This window comes from Geodermatophilus sp. SYSU D00879, assembly GCF_054050375.1.
Genome location: NZ_JBJGZF010000004.1, coordinates 43,086 through 60,065, shown reverse-complemented (window position 1 = coordinate 60,065; position 16,980 = coordinate 43,086). Strand labels below are relative to the sequence as shown.

The window sequence follows — 16,980 nt, the reverse complement described above, 5'->3', positions numbered from 1 at the left end:
GGACCCTCCGGACGGGCCGTGACCCCGCCCGGCCCGGAGGGCGCACCGCCGGCGCTCGCCGCCGGCGTGCGCGCGGCCGCGGCCGGGGAGCACCTCGAGGCCACGCTGCACGCCATCGTCGAGGCGGCGGTCGCGCACGCCGACGCCCGCTACGGGGCGCTCGGCGTCCTCACCCGCGACGGGCGGCGGCTGGACCGGTTCGTCATCGTCGGCATGGACGAGGAGACCCGCGGCGGCATCGACCGCCTGCCGGCCGGCGCCGGCATCCTCGGCCTGCTGGTCGACCACCCCGAGCCGCTGCGCCTCGACGACCTCGGGTCCCACCCCGCCTCCGTCGGCTTCCCGGCCGGCCACCCGCCGATGCAGTCCTTCCTCGGGGTGCCGGTGTGCGTCCGCGACGCCGTCTTCGGCCACCTCTACCTGACCGAGAAGCGCACCGGCGGCCCGTTCACCGAGGCCGACGAGGAGGCGGTGCTGGCGCTGGCCGCGGCCGCGGGCCTGGCGATCGAGAACGCGCGGCTGGCCGAGGCCGCCGAGCGCCGCCGGGCGTGGGTGCAGGCCGGCACCGAGGTGGCGACCGAGCTGCTCTCGGGGGAGGACCCGGCCGAGGTGCTGCTGACGGTGGCCGAACGGGCCGTCGCGCTGAGCGACGCCGAGGCCGGGGCGCTGCTCATCGCGCAGGAGGGCGACCCCGAGGCGCTGACCATCGTGGCCTCGGCCGGCTACATGGCCGGCGAGCTCGACGGGGTGCGGGTCCCGCTGGAGGACACCCACGTCGGCCGGGTGCACCGCACCGGGCTGGGGGAGCTGGTGGAGGACGTCGCGGCGGACCCCGTGCTGGGCCGGCACGCCGAGGTCGCGGTCGAGATCGTCCGCGGCGCCCGCTCCGCGGTCATCGTCCCGCTCGGCCCGGCTCTGGGGACCCTGGTCTGCCTGCGCCGCGCCGACCGCGAGCCGTTCGACGCCGAGGTCCTCGAGGCGCTGTCCGCGTTCGCCGGTCAGGCGGGGCTGGCCCTGGAGCTGGCGCGCAGCCAGCGGCGCGAGCGCCGGCTGCAGGTGCAGGCCGACCGCGACCGGATCGCCCGGGACCTGCACGACCACGTCGTCCAGCGGATCTACGCGACGGCGCTGACGCTGGACCGCATCGGCCGGACGCTGGAGGACGTCGACCCCTACGCCGCCCGCCGCATCGGGCGCAGCGTCGACGAGCTGGACGGGACGCTGGCGCAGATCCGCTCGGCGATCTTCGGCCTCCACGACGACGTCGTCCCCGAGGGCCTGGCCGCGGGGGTGGCCGACGCCGTGCGGCAGGCCACCGAGGGCTCCCCGGTGCAGCCGGGGCTGCGACTGCGCGGGGACCTCGACGGCCTGCCCGCGGGCCTGGCCACCGACCTGCTGGCGGTGGTGCGGGAGCTCGTGACCAACGTCGTCCGGCACGCGGGCGCCAGCCGGGTCGAGGTGTCGGTCGAGGTCGGGGAGGACGGGCCGGGCGCGCCGGTGTCCGTCCGGGTCACCGACGACGGCCGCGGGCTGCCCGAGGTCACTCGCCGCAGCGGGCTGGCCAACCTGGCCGAGCGCGCCGAGCGCCGCGGCGGGCGGCTGACCGCGACCGGGGGTCCGGCGGGCACCGAGGTGAGCTGGACGGTGCCGGGGCGGGCGCAGCGGTCCTGAGCGCCCGGCCCGCCGGTCAGGAGGACCGGCGGCCGCGCAGCTCGGTGGCCAGGATCGCGGCCTGGGTGCGCCGCTCCAGTCCCAGCTTGGCCAGCAGGTGGCTGGTGTAGTTCTTGACCGTCTTCTCGGCCAGGCCCATCCGCTCGCCGATCTGCCGGTTGGTCAGCCCCTCGCCGATGAGCATGAGCACGGTGCGCTCCTGCTCGGTGAGGGCGGCCAGCCGCCGGTCGCCGTCCGGTCCGGTCCCCGGCCGCCGCCCCGGCCAGCCGCCCAGCGTGCCGCCGCCCGCGACCGTGTGCACCGCCGAGACCAGGTCCGCGCCGCGCACCTGCTTGACGACGTAGCCGGCCGCCCCGGCCGACGCGGCCGCGGCGACCGCCGCCTCGTCGGCGTAGCTGGACAGCACCATGCAGCGGACGCCGGGCAGCCGCTCCGCCAGCCGGCGGATCAGCTCGGCGCCGTCGCCGTCGGGCAGCCGCATGTCCACGAGGACGACGTCGGGCCGGACCGCCGGGCAGCGGGCCAGGGCCTCCGCGACGCTCCCCGCCTCGCCGACCACCGCGAGCCCGGGGTCGTCCTCGAGGACCTCGGCCACGCCGCGGCGCACCACCTCGTGGTCGTCGACCAGGAACACGCGGACGGACGCACTGGTGACCATGACCGACCCCCTCCTCGATCGTGATCGCGATCACAGAGGGTAGTGCGGAAACAGGGTGTCTTGGGAGGTCAGGTCGGCAGGAGCAACGCTGCGTACAGGGTCAACCCCGGACCGAAGGCCATCGCGACCACCGGGCCGTCGACGTCGGCCAGTTCCTGCAGCACCAGCAGCACGGTCGCCGAGGAGCAGTTGCCGTGCTCGGCCAGCACCCGGCGGGACGCGGCGACCTGCCACTCGGCGAGACCGAGCTCGTCGCGGACGACGTCGATGATCCGCGGGCCCCCGGGGTGCACCGCCCACCCGGCGACGTCCTCGGCCCGCAGTCCCGCGCCGTCGAGCAGCTCCGCGACGACGTCGCCCACGTACCGGGACAGCACGTCGGGCACCCGCGGGGACAGCCCCATGCGGAAGCCGAGGTCGGTGACGTCCCAGGTCATGTGGTCGGCGGTCGAGGGGTCGGTGCGCGCGACCACGCCGGCCAGCCGCCGCCCGCGCCCGGCGCCGGGCTCGACGACGACGGCGGCCGCGGCGTCGGAGAACAGCGCGTGCGCGACCACCTGGTCCAGGTCCCGCTGGGCCGGCTGCACGTGCAGGCTGGTCAGCTCGCAGCACAGCAGCACCGCCGGGCGCGAGCGCGCGGTCACGAAGTCGCCGACGGCGGCCAGCCCGGGCAGCGCGGCGTAGCAGCCCATGTGCCCCACCAGCAGCCGCTGCAGGCCCGCGGGCATGCCCAGGTCGCTGGCCAGCCGGATGTCCAGCCCGGGGGTGGCGTACCCGGTGCAGGTGGCGACGGCGAACAGGCCGACGTCACCCGGCGCGAGGCCGGCGTCGTCGAGCGCCCCGGCGACCGCCTGCTTCCCCAGCGGCAGCGCCTCCTCCACGTAGCGGGCCATGCGGGCGCCGGTGCTCCACCGGCTGAGGTCCTCGTCGACCGGGTTGGCCACCGCGTGCCGGGTGCGCACGCCGGCGCTCCTCCAGATCCGCCGGGCGGCGCGGACGCCCTCGTAGTGCCGGGCGAAGAAGCCCTCCCACGCCGCGTCCTGGTCGAGGGTCGCCGGGAGGGCGGCCCCGGCGCCGGTCAGCACGGCGGCGCTCACCCGCGGGGCTCCCGGGGGAACGGGCTGCTCAGCGAGGTGATCACGCCCCGACCGTACGGGCGGAGGCGGTGCCGCGCTCCTCGGGTGGCGTGCCGTCACCCGGCGGACGCGCGGCGTCGCGCTTGCGGCCGTAGCCGACGAACAGCACCGCCGTCGTGGGCAGCTCCCGCATGCGGACGACGTCGCGCCGGCCGAGCCGCCAGGCGACCAGGTCGCGCACCGACGGGCGCCACCCCACCAGCCGCAGGTCGAGGCCCAGCCGGTCGGCCGCGGCGAGCAGCCGGCGCCGGTCGACGAACAGCGCGGGGTCGTGGATGCCCGGCGGCGGCCCGCCGGGGACCCGCTCCATGAGCCGGACGGCGATGATCTCGGCCAGCCGGGTGGCGGCGATCGCGTCGATGACCAGCGTCCCGCCGGGGCGCAGCAGCCGGGCGGCCTCGGCGAGGACCGCGACGTCGTCGTCGACGTGCTCGAGGATCTCCCCGGCCACGACCACGTCGGCGCACCCGTCCCGCAGCGGCACCGCGAGCACCGAGCCGCGCACCGCCAGGACGCCGTGCCGCGCGGCCACCGCGAGCCCGGCGGCGCCGAGGTCGACGCCGACGTGCCGGTACCCCAGGCGCGCGGCGTGCGGGGCCATCAGCCCGCCGCCGCAGGCGAGGTCGACCAGCAGCGCGCCGGGACCCGGTGCGGGCGGGATGTGCTCGGCGCGCGAGGCGGCGAACCAGTGCAGCATCGCGAACCCGCCCGTCGCCTCCCACCACTGGTCGGCCAGGTCGTCGTACTGGGCCGGGTCGTTGCGGCGGGGGTCGTCGATGCGCACGGGGCGGGGTCAGCCCTTCTTCAGCGGGTCGTGGCCCCAGTTCATCAGCGAGTACCGCCACCTGGAGTCCTCGACGTCCTCCTCGTTCGGCTCCTGGGCGAGGTGCCGCTGGACGTAGCCGTGGACCTTCCGCATGTGCGCGTAGTCGTCGTCGGTGAGGTCGCCCCTCTTCTTGTGCAGGAGCTCGACGATCCGCCGGCCGGACTCGTGCCCGGTGGACTCCCCCGACCCGCCGCTCTTCTGCCCCACCGACCGCGACTCGTCGGTGTCCAGCCACCTCTGCAGCTCCGAGGCGCTCATGTTGACCGCCTCGCCGAAGTCCTTCCTGATCGCGTCCCGGTCCTCGTCGGCCACGGCCCCTCCTCGCTCGGTCCTCCCCGGGCGGTACCGCGGGCCCGACCTCGGGAAACGGCGCACGGGCACGAGTCCGGGTAGGCGGCCGCCGTCCCGGGTACCCGGGGGGCGTGGGGCCGGGCGAGGACGGCAACGGGAGGACGACGACGCGCGGGCGCGCCGGCGGCTTCGACGTCTCCACCGCGACCCAGAACGCCGAGGCGCGCGGGGAGAGCCTCGACCAGGTCCTCGACCGCAACCTCGCCGAGCTGCTGCAGGAGCTGCGGGTCGCCATCACCGGCGTGCAGGTGCTGTTCGCCTTCCTGCTCGGTCTGGCCTTCACGCAGCGGTTCACCGAGCTCGACGGCTTCCAGCTCACCGTCTACACCGTGACGCTGCTGGCCTCGGCGCTGGCGACGGTCGCCCTCATCGCCCCGGTCGCCTTCCACCGGCTGGTGTTCCGCCGGCGGCGCAAGGCGGTGCTCGTCGTGGTCGGCGACCGGCTGCTCCTGGTCGGCCTGGCGCTGCTGGTGCTGGCGATCAGCTCCGGCGTGCTGCTCGTCCTCGACGTCGTCCTGGGCCGCGGGCCCGGCGTCGTCGCCGGGGTGGGCGTCCTGCTCGTCGGGACGGCGACCTGGTACGGGCTGCCCCTGTGGGCGCGGCGCCCGGACAGCGCGCACGAGCCCGGCCCGCGGTACGACGGGGAGCGGCCCGCAGACTGAGCGCCGTCGTCGCCGCGCTCCCGGAGGTCGCCCGTGTCCGTCACCGTCGTCGGCAGCCTGAACGAGGACGTGCTGGTCGCGGTCGGGCGGCTGCCCGGGCGGGGCGAGACCGTCGTCGGGCGGGAGGCGGTGCGCGCCCCGGGCGGCAAGGGCGCCAACCAGGCGGCGGCCGCGGGGCGTCTGGCCGGGTCCGGGGTGGTGATGGTCGGCCGGGTGGGCGACGACCCGGCCGGGGAGCGGCAGCGGGCGGCGCTGACCGACGCCGGGGTGGACACGGCGCCGGTCCTCCCGACGCCGGGGCAGCCGACCGGCTCGGCGACGATCCCGGTCGAGGACGGCAGCGGGGAGAACCTCATCGTCGTCGTCCCGGGGGCCAACGGGGAGCTGACGCCGGACGACGTCGACGTGCCGGCCGTGCACCGGGCCGCGGTGGTGCTGCTGCAGCTCGAGGTGCCGCTGGCCACCGTGCAGGCGGCCGCGGACGCGGCGTCGGGCACCGTCGTGCTCACCCCCGCGCCGCCGCAGCCCCTGCCGCCGGAGCTGCTGCGGCGGGTGGCGGTGCTGGTGCCCAACGAGCACGAGCTGGTGCAGCTGGCCGGCGCGGACCCCGAGCCGCGGACGCCGGCGGAGCTGGCCGCCCTCGCCCGCACCCTCGGCGCGGCGGCCACCGTGGTGACCCTGGGCGCCCGGGGCGCGCTCGTGGTGCCGGAGGACGGTCCGGTGCTGCTGCAGGGGCCGCCGCCGGTCGAGCCCGTGGACACCACCGGCGCGGGCGACTGCCTGTGCGGCGCGCTCGGCGCCGCCCTGGCGCGGGGCGCGGACCTGGCCGGCGCGGTGCGCGAGGCAGTCGCGGCCGCGGCGCTGTCGACGACCGGGCCTGGGGCGCGGGGCGCCCTGCCCGACGCCGCCGCCGTCCGGGCGGTGCTGCCGCGGGTGCCCGCGGCGACCCGCGTGGACTGAGCCGGGGTTGGCGGGCGCGCAGGTGGGCAAGGCCTCCCCGACCGCACCGCCGCATCCCGAGGAGGAGCCGTGACCGAGCCCGAACGGCCGCCGCGCACGCCCGAGCGCGCGGAGGGCGACCCGCCCGGCGACGAGGGTGACGCCGGGCGCACCCCGCGCTCCGAGGAGCCCGCCGAGGGCCAGCCGCTGGGCGACGGCCCCGCCGAGAGCCCCGACGTCTGACCGGACGGACCCGTCCCACCCGGGGGCGCGGCACGGTCCGGCGGCCTGGCCGTGCCGCGCCCCTGGAGTGACGCACCTCTCACCGCCCGGGAGGACGCGGCCCCCGCCCGGGACTGTCTCCGCAGGCCGGGAGGGGGCAGGCTGGCCCGCATGGACCAGGTACAGCCCGAGGACCGGACCCCCGACGACACCCCCGACGACGCCCCCGGCACCCCGCCGGCCCCGGGGTCAGGCGCCGACCGGACGGCCGCCGAGCGCGTCGTCCGGTTGCTGGCCAACCCGCGCCGCACCCGCCGCGCCTGACGTCGCGCCGGACGCGTCGTCACAGCGGTCCCACCGTTCACCACCGCCCCGACCTGCGCGTTCGCCCCTCGGCACCCACGAGCGCGCAGCCGTGCCGGGTGCCCGGCGTGCCGCGAACTGATCCGTCACGGCAGGCGGCACGATCCCCCGTGTGACCGCCGCCGCCCTCTCCTTCGCCGACGCCGACGCCGACAGCCCCTCCCCGGTCCGCCGCAGCCGCGCGGAGCGGGAGGCGATCGTCCTCGACACCGCGGAGCGGCTGTTCTCCGCCCGCAGCTCGCGCAGCGTCGGCATGGACGAGCTCGTCCGCGAGACGGGCCTGGGGAAGATGACCGTCTACCGGCTCTTCAAGAGCAAGGACGAGCTGGTCGGCGCCTACCTGGCCCGCAAGGCCGCCACGGTGCTCGGCCACATCGACGAGCTCCTGCTGCTGCACGAGGACGACCCGCGCGCCGCGCTGCTCGCCGTCGTCGAGTACGTCGACGCCGACGTCACCCGCGCCGGCTTCCGCGGCTGCCCGTTCACCAACGTCAGCAGCGAGTACGACGACCCGGCGCACCCGGCCCGCAGCGCGGCCGCCGACTACAAGTTCGAGCTGCACGCCCGCCTCGAGCGGCTGGCCGAGCAGGTCGCGCCCGGCTTCGGCGAGGACCTCGCCGCCCAGGTCCACCTGGTCATCGACGGCATGTACCTCTCCGGCGGCCTGCTCGGCCCCGACGGCCCCGCCGCCCACGGGCGCGCGCTGGCCGAGCAGCTGACCGACGTCGCGGTCGCCACCTCCGCCGCGCTCGCCGCCGGGCCGGTCGCCGTCCCCGCCTGACCCCGGCGCCCGGCGGGTGGCCGCACCGCTCGCCGGGCGGGCCCGGTCCCGCGCCCGCAGGATGGGCCGGTGACCGTGGACCGCAGCCGCCCCGACCTGGACGACACGACCGTCGAGGGCCTCGGCAGGCTCTCCGAGGCCCTGGAGACGATCGAGCAGGCCCGCGGCCAGCTCTACGGCTTCCACCAGCACTCCGGCAAGGCGGACCTGCTCCTGCAGGAGGCGGTGGAGCTGTTCCGCAAGGCCGGGCACACCGAGCTCGCCGACGACCTCGACCGCGACCTCGTCGGCCGCAACGTCATCGCCGACCGGTGGACCTTCCAGATCGTCGAGGACTACGACGCGAACTACTGGTCGGTGTTCCGCGCCTTCGACGAGCGGGCCCGCGAGGAGCTGGCCGACGGCGACCGGCACGTGTTCGAGGCCCGCATGAAGCAGCGCGAGCGCACCGCGGGGCACCCCGCGCACGAGGCCGGCCCCGCGCTCGACGACTGACGCCGTCCGGTCGCCGCCCGCCCGCCGGGGCCGCAGACTCGGGCGGGTGAGCACCCGCGAGCAGAAGATGCCCGAGCCGGACGAGCCGCGCTCCGTCGGCCCGCTGGGCAGCAGCGAGTCCGGCCCGCCGGCGCCCGACTCCGACGGCCCCGAGGCGACCGGCCCGGCCGACGGCGCCGCCGGGCCGTCCTGGCCGCCCGCGGAGACCGAGCCGGCCGCGCACCGGGACTGACGCCCCGCCCGCGGGCGGAACCCGGGGGTCCGCGGTTTGAGGGAGCCGCCCCGCGGACAGTCCGTGATCATGACTGCTCCCGGTTCGCCCGCCGACCCCCGGTACCCGACGTCCGGCACGTCCGCGCCCGGCAGCGACCCGCTCGCCGGCGGCTACGGCACCCCGTCGACGTCCGCCGGTACCACCCCCGCCGGCACCACCTCCGGCACCTCCCCCGCGGCGACGCGCCCCTCCGCGCCCTCGCGCGCCGGGGCCGCCGGCCGCACCGTCGGCCGCGGCCTCGCCCTCGGCCTGCTGCTGTTCGTCACCGTCCTCCTGGTGCTGTTCGTCGTGTTCAACGGCCAGACGGTGCAGATCAGCCTCGTCTTCGGCGACGTGCAGGCGCCGCTGGTGGTGGCGCTGCTCATCGCCGCGGCGCTCGGGGCGCTGGTCGCCTCGTTCGCCGGCCTCGTGCTGCGGGCCCGCCGCCGCAACCGCTGACCCCTCCCGGCCCGGGACGCGCCTGACCCCTGAGGGCGTGTCCCGGGCCGCGGCCTTGCTCCTGGTTACCCGCCGGTAATAACGTTCGTTACCGGCGAGTAGGTAGCTGCTCGCCGTCCCGACGGCACGGAGCAACGGAGCCTGACCGCATGAGCCACTACACCGCGAACCTGCGGGACCTCGAGTTCAACCTCTTCGAGTTCCTCGACACCAAGGACCGGTTCGGCACCGGCCCGTTCGCGCAGATGGACGCCGAGACCGCGCGCGGTGTGCTCGCCGAGATCCGGCGGCTGGCCGAGGGGCCGGTCGCCGAGAGCTTCGCCGACGCCGACCGCAACCCGCCGGTGTTCGACCCCGCCACGCACTCGGTGACGCTGCCCGAGTCGTTCAAGCGCTCCGTGCGCGCCCTCGAGGACGGCGAGTGGTACCGCCTGGACCTGCCCGAGGAGCTCGGCGGCTTCGGCGCTCCGCACGCCCTGACCTGGGGCGCGTTCGAGATGGTGCTGGGCGCCAACCCCGCCGTCTTCATGTACGGCGCGTGGGCCGCCTTCGCCGCCGTCCTGCACGAGCTCGGCACCGCCGACCAGAAGCGGCTCGCCGAGCTGATGATCGAGCACAGGTGGGGCGCCACGATGGTGCTCACCGAGCCCGACGCCGGCTCCGACGTCGGCGCCGGCCGCACGAAGGCGGTGCAGCAGGAGGACGGCTCCTGGCACATCACCGGGGTGAAGCGGTTCATCACCTCCGCCGAGCACGACCTGTCCGACAACATCGTCCACCTGGTGCTGGCCCGCCCCGAGGGCGCGAAGCCCGGCACCAAGGGCCTGTCGCTGTTCGTCGTCCCCAAGTTCCACGTCGACCTCGGGACCGGCGCGCTCGGCGAGCGCAACGGCGTGTACGTCACCAACGTCGAGAAGAAGATGGGCCTCAAGGTCTCCACGACCTGCGAGCTCACCTTCGGCGACGGCCCGGTCCCGGCCAGGGGCTGGCTGGTCGGCGAGGTGCACGACGGCATCGCCCAGATGTTCAAGGTCATCGAGCACGCCCGGATGTTCGTGGGCACCAAGGCGATCGCCACCCTGTCGGCGGGCTACCAGCAGGCGCTGGCGTTCGCCAAGGAGCGGGTGCAGGGCGCCGACCTCACCGCGACGTCGAAGGACGCCCCCCGGGTGACCATCACCCACCACCCCGACGTCCGCCGCTCGCTGATGCTGCAGAAGTCCTACGCCGAGGGCATGCGGGCGATGTACCTCTACGCGGCGAGCTTCCGCGACCGGGTCACCGAGGCCGAGGCCGCCGGCACCGCCGACAGCGAGGAGGCGCGGCTCGCCGCCCGCGTCAACGACCTGCTGCTGCCGGTGGTCAAGGGCTTCGGCTCGGAGCGGGCCACCCAGCTGCTCACGCAGGAGTCGCTGCAGACCCTGGGCGGCTCGGGCTACCTGCAGGACTACCCGATCGAGCAGTACATCCGGGACTCCAAGATCGACACCCTCTACGAGGGCACGACGGCGATCCAGGGCCAGGACTTCTTCTTCCGGAAGATCGTCAAGGACGGCGGCGTCGCGCTGACCTGGCTGGCCTCGCAGATCCAGGCCACCATCGACGCCGAGGCCGGCAACGGCCGGCTCAAGGAGGAGCGGGCGCACCTCGCGACCGCCCTCGGCGAGGTCCAGGCCATGCTCACCGCCATGTTCGGGCAGCTCACCGGCGCCCAGCAGGACACGACCAGGCTCTACGAGGTCGGCCAGAACACCAGCCGGCTGCTGCTGGCCGTCGGTGACCTGGTCACCGCGTGGCTGCTGGTCCGCCAGTCCGAGGTGGCGCTGGCCGCCCTGGCCGGCGAGGTGGGCGAGAAGGACCGCCTGTTCTACGAGGGCAAGCTCGCCGCCACCCGGTTCTTCACCACCCAGGTGCTGCCGCGTCTGGCCGGCGAGCGGGCGATCGTCGAGGCCACCGACAACGCGCTGATGGAGGTCCCCGAGGGCGCGTTCTGACGACGGACCACCCTCCTCCCCACGGCTGTCGGCCGTCGTCCCCTCGGGGGGACGGCGGCCGTCGTCGTCTCGGCACCTCGACGGCGGCCGTTTCGCGGGGACGACGGCGGGCATGGCCTCCCGCGACAGCGCCGTCGGACAGGAGGCACCATGACCGACCCGCAGGGCAGTGACCGCATCCAGCAGGGCGTCCCGACCGCGTCGGGCTCCGGCGACAACAGCAGCACCGGGACCGGCTTCGACGACGTCCCCCTCACCCGCGACGAGGCCCTCGAGCGGGACGCCGCCTCCGGCGACGACCTGCCGGCAGGCGCTGACAGCGACATCGCCCGGGCCCGGACGGACGGCCCGTCCGGCGAGGTCCCGGGACCCACGCCCCGTTCCGGAGGGAGATCGGACTGATGAGCGAGACGGACCACACCGGCTACCGCGAGTCCCCGGACACCACCGACGGCCCGGCCGCGAGCAACATGGTCGACGGCGTCACCGGCGAGGACCGGTCCGACGGCGGTGAGCAGGACACGACCCTCACCACCGACGACGACGCCCAGCGCGACGACTCCGTGGTGCGCGGCGGCAACGAGGCCAGCTAGACCGGCACACGCCACGGGGCGCCCCCGATCCCGGATCGGAGGCGCCCCGTGGCGTGTGCGCTGCGGTCAGACCCGGGCGGCCGCCCGGTCCGCCGTCTCGACGGCGTCGTCCGCGGCGAGGTCGCGGACGCGGGTCTCGCCGTAGGCGAGGACCGCCACGAGCGTGACGACGGCGCAGACGGCCAGGTAGACGGCCACGCGGGTCGGGCTCGGGTCCTCGAAGCTGCCGAGCAGGGCGACCGCGATGAGCGGTGCGGGCGCGCCGGCGACCAGCGAGGCCAGCTGGGCGCCGATGGAGACGCCGGTGTAGCGGGCCTTGGTGCCGAACAGCTCGGCGAAGAACGCCGCCTGCGGGCCGTACATGGCGCCGTGGAAGAGCAGGCCCACGATCAGCGCCAGCACGACGAGGGCGAAGCTCCCGGTGTCGAACAGGCCGAACAGGGCGAAGCCCCAGATGCCGGTGCCGGCGGCGCCGAGGAGGTAGACCGGCCGGCGGCCGACGCGGTCGGAGAGCGCGCCCCACAGCGGGATGGTCACCAGGTGCACCGCGGACGCGATCAGCAGCGCGTTCAGGGCGAACGAGGCGTCCAGGCCGAGCGCCTTGGTGAGGTAGGCCGTGGTGAACGCCGTGAGGATGTAGAAGGCGACGTTCTCGGCGATGCGGGCGCCCATGGCGACGAGCACCTCGCGCTTGTAGCGCTTGAGGACGACGGCGATCGGCGCCTGCTCGGCCGCGCCGGTCTCCCGGGCCTTCGCCTCGGCGACGCGCTGCGCCTCGAGGAACACCGGCGACTCGCTGACCGCCAGCCGCACCCACAGGCCGACCAGGATGAGCACGGCCGAGAGCAGGAACGGGATGCGCCAGCCCCAGGACTCGAAGGCCGCGTCGGACTGGAACGCGGCCAGCAGCGCGAGCACGGCGGTGGAGAGGAGCTGGCCGGCGGGCGCCCCGGCCTGCGGCCAGGAGGCCCAGAAGCCGCGGTTCTCGGGCCGGCCGTGCTCGGAGACGATGAGGACGGCGCCGCCCCACTCGCCGCCGAGGGCGAAGCCCTGCACCAGGCGGAGGAACACCAGCAGCAGCGGGGCGAGCGCGCCGACGGTCGCGTAGGTCGGCAGCAGGCCGATGGCGAAGGTGGCGCCGCCCATCATGAGCAGCGAGACGACCAGCAGCTTCTTGCGGCCGACCCGGTCGCCGAAGTGGCCGAAGACCAGCGCGCCGATGGGGCGGGCCGCGAAGCCGATGGCGTAGGTGCCGAAGGCCAGCAGCACGGCGGCGAAGTCGGAGGAGTCGGGGAAGAACAGCGGGCCGAAGACGAGCGCGGCGGCCGAGCCGTAGAGGAAGAAGTCGTACCACTCGACGGTGGTGCCGATGATGCTCGCACCGACGACGCGGCCGAAGCTCCGTCTCTGGTGGGTCTGGGTGGGTGCGGACACGCGGTTCTCCTCGGTGGACGGATCCGGACCCGGTCGACGCTAGGAAGCGCCCGGGGGTCTGCCCATGTGCCGGAGGCCAGTTCTGTGAACCAGGTCATGTGGTCCGCGGACATGTCCCGGCCCCGACCGGTGCCCCGACGGGCGGGAACCCCCGGTGTGGGCGGCACCCACCCCCGAGGCCGGAGGTGTGTGGGCCGCCGCCGTGGGAGGGGCCGCACCCGCGGCCTAGCGTCGCCGCCATGAGCGCGGAGGACCTCGAGGGACGGCGGGCGATGGTGACCGGCGGGGGGTCGGGCATCGGCCGCGCGGTCGCCGCCCGGCTGGCCGAGGCCGGCGCCGCGGTGGTCGTCGTCGACCGGGACGGCGCGGCGGCCGAGGAGGTGGCCCGCACCGTGGGCGGCAGCGCCGTCGCCGTCGACCTGTCCGACCTGGCCGCCGTCGACGCGCTCGACCTCGACGTCGACGTGCTGGTCAACAACGCCGGCTTCCAGCACGTCGCGCCGCTGCACGAGTTCCCCGTCGAGGTGTTCTCCACCATCCAGCGGCTCATGGTCGAGGCGCCGTTCCGCCTGGTCCGCGGCGCGCTGCCGCACATGTACCGGCGCGGCTGGGGCCGGGTGGTCAACGTCAGCTCGGTGCACGGGCACCGGGCGTCGGCGTTCAAGTCCGCCTACGTCACCGCCAAGCACGCGCTCGAGGGCCTGTCGAAGGTGGTCGCGCTCGAGGGCGCCCCGCACGGGGTCACCTCCAACTGCGTGGCCCCGGCCTACGTGCGGACGCCGCTGGTCGAGGGGCAGATCGCCGACCAGGCCCGCAGCCACGGGATCTCCGAGGACGAGGTCGTCGAGCAGGTGATGCTCGCGCCGGCGGCGCTCAAGCGGCTGATCGAGCCGGCCGAGGTCGCCGACGCCGTCGCCTGGCTGTGCTCCCCCGCCGCGGCCTCGGTCACCGGCACCTCGCTGCTCATGGACGGCGGGTGGACCGCCCACTGATGGCCCGGCCGGTGACAATGCCGGTCGTGGCCCGGACCGCAGCGCTGCCCGCCGACGGCCCCGGCCGCGCGCCCCGGGTCCCCTCGGCGGCCGCCGAGTACCTGCAGATGGTCCTCGACGACGCCGCGGCCATCGAGTACGAGGGCCCGCTGGTGCGCGCCCGGGCCGCGGGCGCCGACCCGGCCACGCTCGCCGAGCTGGAGCAGGTCCGGCTGCTGGCCCTGCAGGTACGCGCCGCCTTCGCCGCGCGCCGCCGGCGGGAGTCGGAGCTGTCGGCGCTGTTCGACACCGCCAGCGACCTCGCCACGCTGCGCGGCGTCGACTCGGTGCTCACCGCGATCGTCCGCCGCGCCCGCCAGCTGCTGGGCACCGACGTCTCGTACCTGACGCTCAACGACGACGCCCACGGCGACACCTACATGCGGGTGACCGACGGCTCGGTGTCCGCGCGCTTCCAGGCGCTGCGGCTGCCGATGGGCGAGGGGCTGGGCGGGCTGGTCGCCCAGACGGCCGCGCCCTACGCGACGGCGAGCTACTTCACCGACGCCCGGTTCCACCACACCGACGACATCAACGGCGGCGTCCGCGAGGAGGGCCTGGTCGCCATCCTCGGCGTGCCGCTGATCCGCGGGTCGCAGGTCATCGGGGTGCTCTACGCCGCCGACCGCGCCGAGCGGACCTTCGACCGGTCCGAGGTGGCGCTGCTCGGCTCGCTGGCCGCGCACGCCGCGATCGCACTGGACAACGCGCGGCTGCTGGAGGAGACCCGGGCCGCCCTGGAGGAGCTGTCGGCGGCCACCCGGGAGCTGCGGGAGCACACCGAGTCGGTGGAGCGGGCGGCGGGCGCGCACGACCGGTTCATCGACGTCGTGCTGCGCGGGGGCGGCGTCGAGGGTGTGGCCGCGGCCGTGACCGACGCGCTGGGCGGGCGGATCACCGTGATCGACGAGGAGGGCCGCCCGTCCCCCGCGGCCGACGGCGGCGGCGCGCTCCCGCCGGACCCCGCCGGTGCGCTGGCGCTGGCCCGCTCCACCGGCCGCACCGTGCGCGACGGCGACTGGTGGACCGCGGCGGTGACCGTGGGCAGCGACCTGCTCGGCGGGCTGGTGCTGCAGCGCGAGGGCGACCTGTCCGACGCCGACCAGCGCATCCTCGAGCGCGCCGCGCTGGTCACCGCGCTGCTGCTGCTCATCCGGCGCACCGCCGGCGAGGCCGAGGGGCGGGTGCGCGGGGAGCTGCTCGACGAGCTGCTGACCGTGCCGCTGCGCGACCCCGACGGCCTGCGCGAGCGCGCCCGCCGGCTGGGCACCGACCTGGACCGGCCGGCGTCGGTCGTCGTCGTCCGGGTGGAGGAGCGCTGCCGCGGCCGGGCGCTGGCCGCCGCCGCGCACCTGGCCGCGACCCGCGGCGGGCTCGCCGGGGTCCGCGACGGCCGCGTCGTCCTGTGCCTGCCCGACCTCGCGCCGGGAGGGGCGGCCGCGCTGGTGCGCCGGGAGGTCGCCGCGGCGGTCGGGCGGCCGGTCACCGCCGGCGGCGCCGGGCCCGCGCCCGGCCCGGCCGCGGTGGCCGGCGCGTGGGCCGAGGCCGCGCGGTGCGCCTCGACGCTGGAGGCGCTGGGCCGCACCGGGGAGTCGGCGAGCGCGGACGAGCTGGGCTTCGTCGGCCTGCTGGTGGGCGAGGGCCGCGACGTGCCCGGCTTCGTGCAGGCCACGCTGGCGCCGGTGCTCGACTACGACGCCCGCCGGGGCACCGACCTGGTGGCCACGCTGCGGGCCTGGTTCGACACCGGCGGCTCCCCCGCGCGGGCGGCCGAGGTGCTCAACGTGCACGTCAACACGGTCACCCAGCGGCTGGACCGGGTCGGCCGGCTGCTGGGCCGCGACTGGTCGGCGCCGGAGCGGGCGCTGGAGGTGCAGCTGGCGCTGCGGCTGCACCGGCTGACCACCACCGAAGGCGCGGACGTCTGACCGGTCAGCCCGGGGAGAAGCCGCCCGGGATGATGGTGTTCACGACGTCCCGCCGCCTGCCGCAGCGCCGGCACACCTTCTGGTCGGGGCCGCGCAGCCGCTCGTCGTCGGGGTGGCGCTGGACGTAGGCGTGCATCCCCAGGCGGCACCGCAGGGGCTTCGGAGTGGTCCGCGCGTCGCCGGCCATGGCGGTCGCCTCCCTCGTCGCAGACCCCCAGGCTGGCACCGTCCCGTCCCGTCCCGTCCCCGGCCGGTGGGCCGGAGGACCCTCCTACCCTGGTCCGGTGACCGCCGTCCTCCCCTGTCTGCCGGCGGCCGCGTGGACGGCGCGGGCGGCCGCGCACGACGCGCGGGTGGAGCGGTGGACCGCGCCGCACCGCGACCGCCGTCGCCGGGGCGAGAAGCACCCCGTGCTGGACTTCCTGTTCACCTACTACTCGGAGACGCCGTCGCGGCTGCGCCGGTGGCACCCGGGCCCGGGCGTCGCGCTGGCGCCGTCGGCGGAGGGCCCGGCGCCGCACGCGGCCTGGCGCTGGTACGCGACCGGCTACGACGGCACCGTGCGGCTCGACGTCGCGGCCTACCTGGCCGACCGCGCGCCGACCGTCCGCTTCGTGCGGGACCTGCTCGCCGCCACCGCGTCCCGGCCGGCGCAGACCGGCTGCTTCGGGCTGCACGAGTGGGCGATGGTGCACCGCGCCGACGAGCGGCGGCACGCGGTCCCGCTGCGGCTGGGGCGGGCGGGCACCGACGCCGTCGTGGAGGCGCACGCGATCCGGTGCAGCCACTTCGACGCGTTCCGGTTCTTCACGCCGTCCGCCGTCGGGCTCAACCGGCTGCGGCCGACGCGGGAGACCCAGGTCGCGATGGAGCAGCCGGGCTGCCTGCACGCGACGATGGACCTCTACAAGTGGGCCTACAAGCTCTCCCCCGCGGTGCCCGGCGAGCTGGTGGCGGACTGCTTCGAGCTCGCCGTCGAGGTGCGCGAGCTGGACATGCGGGCCTCGCCCTACGACCTCGCCGACCGCGGCTACGCGCCGGTGCGGATCGAGACCGCCGAGGGCAAGGCGGAGTACGTCGCCGCGCAGCGGGGCTTCGCCGAGCGCGCCGCCCCGCTGCGCCGGCGGCTGGTCGAGGTCTGCGACGCGCTGCTGGCGTCCTAGCTCACCGCAGAGCGTCCTGGC

21 protein-coding genes are annotated in these 16,980 nt (G+C 76.3%); 15 read left to right on the top strand and 6 right to left on the bottom strand.

Going from position 1 to position 16,980, the window contains the following annotated elements; translation table 11 throughout:
• Window positions 1–18: 18 nt before the first annotated feature.
• Window positions 19–1,671 (top strand): GAF domain-containing protein, encoded by a 1,653-nt coding sequence (locus tag ACI79B_RS07520; RefSeq protein WP_456927423.1) that lies wholly within the window; start codon window positions 19–21, stop codon window positions 1,669–1,671.
• Between the two features lie 16 nt (window positions 1,672–1,687).
• Here ACI79B_RS07520 and ACI79B_RS07515 read toward each other — a convergent pair whose 3' ends face one another.
• The 4 genes from ACI79B_RS07515 to ACI79B_RS07500 form a co-directional block, all read right to left on the bottom strand.
• Window positions 1,688–2,329 (bottom strand): response regulator transcription factor, encoded by a 642-nt coding sequence (locus tag ACI79B_RS07515; RefSeq protein ID WP_456927422.1) that lies wholly within the window; start codon window positions 2,327–2,329, stop codon window positions 1,688–1,690.
• A gap of 68 nt (window positions 2,330–2,397) precedes the next feature.
• Complete coding sequence (locus ACI79B_RS07510; protein WP_456927421.1) at window positions 2,398–3,426, bottom strand: type III polyketide synthase; 1,029 nt, start codon at window positions 3,424–3,426, stop codon at window positions 2,398–2,400.
• Between the two features lie 40 nt (window positions 3,427–3,466).
• Window positions 3,467–4,249: a methyltransferase domain-containing protein gene (locus ACI79B_RS07505; RefSeq protein ID WP_456927420.1), complete on the bottom strand. Its 783-nt coding sequence runs from the start codon at window positions 4,247–4,249 to the stop codon at window positions 3,467–3,469.
• 9 nt (window positions 4,250–4,258) lie between these two features.
• A complete protein-coding gene (locus ACI79B_RS07500; protein ID WP_456927419.1) occupies window positions 4,259–4,603 on the bottom strand; it encodes a DUF3140 domain-containing protein in 345 nt (114 codons plus the stop codon).
• 110 nt (window positions 4,604–4,713) lie between these two features.
• Between ACI79B_RS07500 and ACI79B_RS07495 the strand changes: the two genes are divergently transcribed.
• The 11 genes from ACI79B_RS07495 to ACI79B_RS07445 all read left to right on the top strand — a co-directional run bounded on the left by ACI79B_RS07495 (window position 4,714) and on the right by ACI79B_RS07445 (window position 11,403).
• Window positions 4,714–5,304, top strand: a complete 591-nt coding sequence (locus ACI79B_RS07495) for a DUF6328 family protein (RefSeq protein ID WP_456927418.1) — start codon at window positions 4,714–4,716, stop codon at window positions 5,302–5,304.
• 33 nt (window positions 5,305–5,337) lie between these two features.
• Window positions 5,338–6,264: a PfkB family carbohydrate kinase gene (locus ACI79B_RS07490; protein ID WP_456927417.1), complete on the top strand. Its 927-nt coding sequence runs from the start codon at window positions 5,338–5,340 to the stop codon at window positions 6,262–6,264.
• A 69-nt stretch (window positions 6,265–6,333) separates the two neighbouring features.
• Window positions 6,334–6,486, top strand: coding sequence for a hypothetical protein (locus ACI79B_RS07485; protein WP_456903129.1), 153 nt, complete (start codon window positions 6,334–6,336; stop codon window positions 6,484–6,486).
• Between the two features lie 150 nt (window positions 6,487–6,636).
• On the top strand, window positions 6,637–6,789 hold the full coding sequence (locus ACI79B_RS07480) for a hypothetical protein (RefSeq protein WP_456927416.1): 153 nt from the start codon (window positions 6,637–6,639) through the stop codon (window positions 6,787–6,789).
• 151 nt (window positions 6,790–6,940) lie between these two features.
• Window positions 6,941–7,609 carry a TetR/AcrR family transcriptional regulator gene (locus tag ACI79B_RS07475; protein ID WP_456927415.1) on the top strand — a complete coding sequence of 223 codons (669 nt, stop codon included), beginning with the start codon at window positions 6,941–6,943 and terminating at the stop codon, window positions 7,607–7,609.
• Window positions 7,610–7,678: 69 nt separating this feature from the next.
• Complete coding sequence (locus ACI79B_RS07470; RefSeq protein WP_456903131.1) at window positions 7,679–8,104, top strand: hypothetical protein; 426 nt, start codon at window positions 7,679–7,681, stop codon at window positions 8,102–8,104.
• Window positions 8,105–8,150: 46 nt separating this feature from the next.
• Window positions 8,151–8,336 carry a hypothetical protein gene (locus tag ACI79B_RS07465; protein ID WP_456927414.1) on the top strand — a complete coding sequence of 62 codons (186 nt, stop codon included), beginning with the start codon at window positions 8,151–8,153 and terminating at the stop codon, window positions 8,334–8,336.
• Window positions 8,337–8,405: 69 nt separating this feature from the next.
• Window positions 8,406–8,816 carry a lipopolysaccharide assembly protein LapA domain-containing protein gene (locus ACI79B_RS07460; RefSeq protein ID WP_456927413.1) on the top strand — a complete coding sequence of 137 codons (411 nt, stop codon included), beginning with the start codon at window positions 8,406–8,408 and terminating at the stop codon, window positions 8,814–8,816.
• Between the two features lie 149 nt (window positions 8,817–8,965).
• Window positions 8,966–10,810 (top strand): acyl-CoA dehydrogenase, encoded by a 1,845-nt coding sequence (locus tag ACI79B_RS07455; RefSeq protein WP_456927412.1) that lies wholly within the window; start codon window positions 8,966–8,968, stop codon window positions 10,808–10,810.
• Window positions 10,811–10,960: 150 nt separating this feature from the next.
• Window positions 10,961–11,212, top strand: coding sequence for a hypothetical protein (locus tag ACI79B_RS07450; RefSeq protein WP_456927411.1), 252 nt, complete (start codon window positions 10,961–10,963; stop codon window positions 11,210–11,212).
• Window positions 11,212–11,403, top strand: a complete 192-nt coding sequence (locus ACI79B_RS07445) for a hypothetical protein (RefSeq protein ID WP_456927410.1) — start codon at window positions 11,212–11,214, stop codon at window positions 11,401–11,403. Before ACI79B_RS07450 ends, ACI79B_RS07445 begins: the two co-directional genes overlap by 1 nt.
• Before the next feature lie 66 nt (window positions 11,404–11,469).
• Here ACI79B_RS07445 and ACI79B_RS07440 read toward each other — a convergent pair whose 3' ends face one another.
• Window positions 11,470–12,837 (bottom strand): MFS transporter, encoded by a 1,368-nt coding sequence (locus tag ACI79B_RS07440; RefSeq protein WP_456927409.1) that lies wholly within the window; start codon window positions 12,835–12,837, stop codon window positions 11,470–11,472.
• A 239-nt stretch (window positions 12,838–13,076) separates the two neighbouring features.
• On the opposite strand from ACI79B_RS07440, the gene ACI79B_RS07435 reads away from it, so the two are divergent.
• Together ACI79B_RS07435 and ACI79B_RS07430 are read left to right on the top strand one after the other, a co-directional pair.
• Window positions 13,077–13,829 (top strand): 3-hydroxybutyrate dehydrogenase, encoded by a 753-nt coding sequence (locus ACI79B_RS07435; RefSeq protein WP_456927408.1) that lies wholly within the window; start codon window positions 13,077–13,079, stop codon window positions 13,827–13,829.
• 17 nt (window positions 13,830–13,846) lie between these two features.
• The gene (locus ACI79B_RS07430; protein WP_456927591.1) at window positions 13,847–15,796 is read left to right on the top strand and encodes a helix-turn-helix domain-containing protein; all 1,950 of its coding nucleotides are present in this window, start codon (window positions 13,847–13,849) and stop codon (window positions 15,794–15,796) included.
• A 4-nt stretch (window positions 15,797–15,800) separates the two neighbouring features.
• On the opposite strand, the gene ACI79B_RS07425 is transcribed toward ACI79B_RS07430, so the two are convergent.
• Window positions 15,801–15,932, bottom strand: coding sequence for a hypothetical protein (locus ACI79B_RS07425; protein ID WP_457000092.1), 132 nt, complete (start codon window positions 15,930–15,932; stop codon window positions 15,801–15,803).
• A 148-nt stretch (window positions 15,933–16,080) separates the two neighbouring features.
• On the opposite strand from ACI79B_RS07425, the gene ACI79B_RS07420 reads away from it, so the two are divergent.
• Window positions 16,081–16,959 (top strand): 3-methyladenine DNA glycosylase, encoded by an 879-nt coding sequence (locus ACI79B_RS07420; RefSeq protein ID WP_456927406.1) that lies wholly within the window; start codon window positions 16,081–16,083, stop codon window positions 16,957–16,959.
• Window positions 16,960–16,980: the final 21 nt, after the last annotated feature.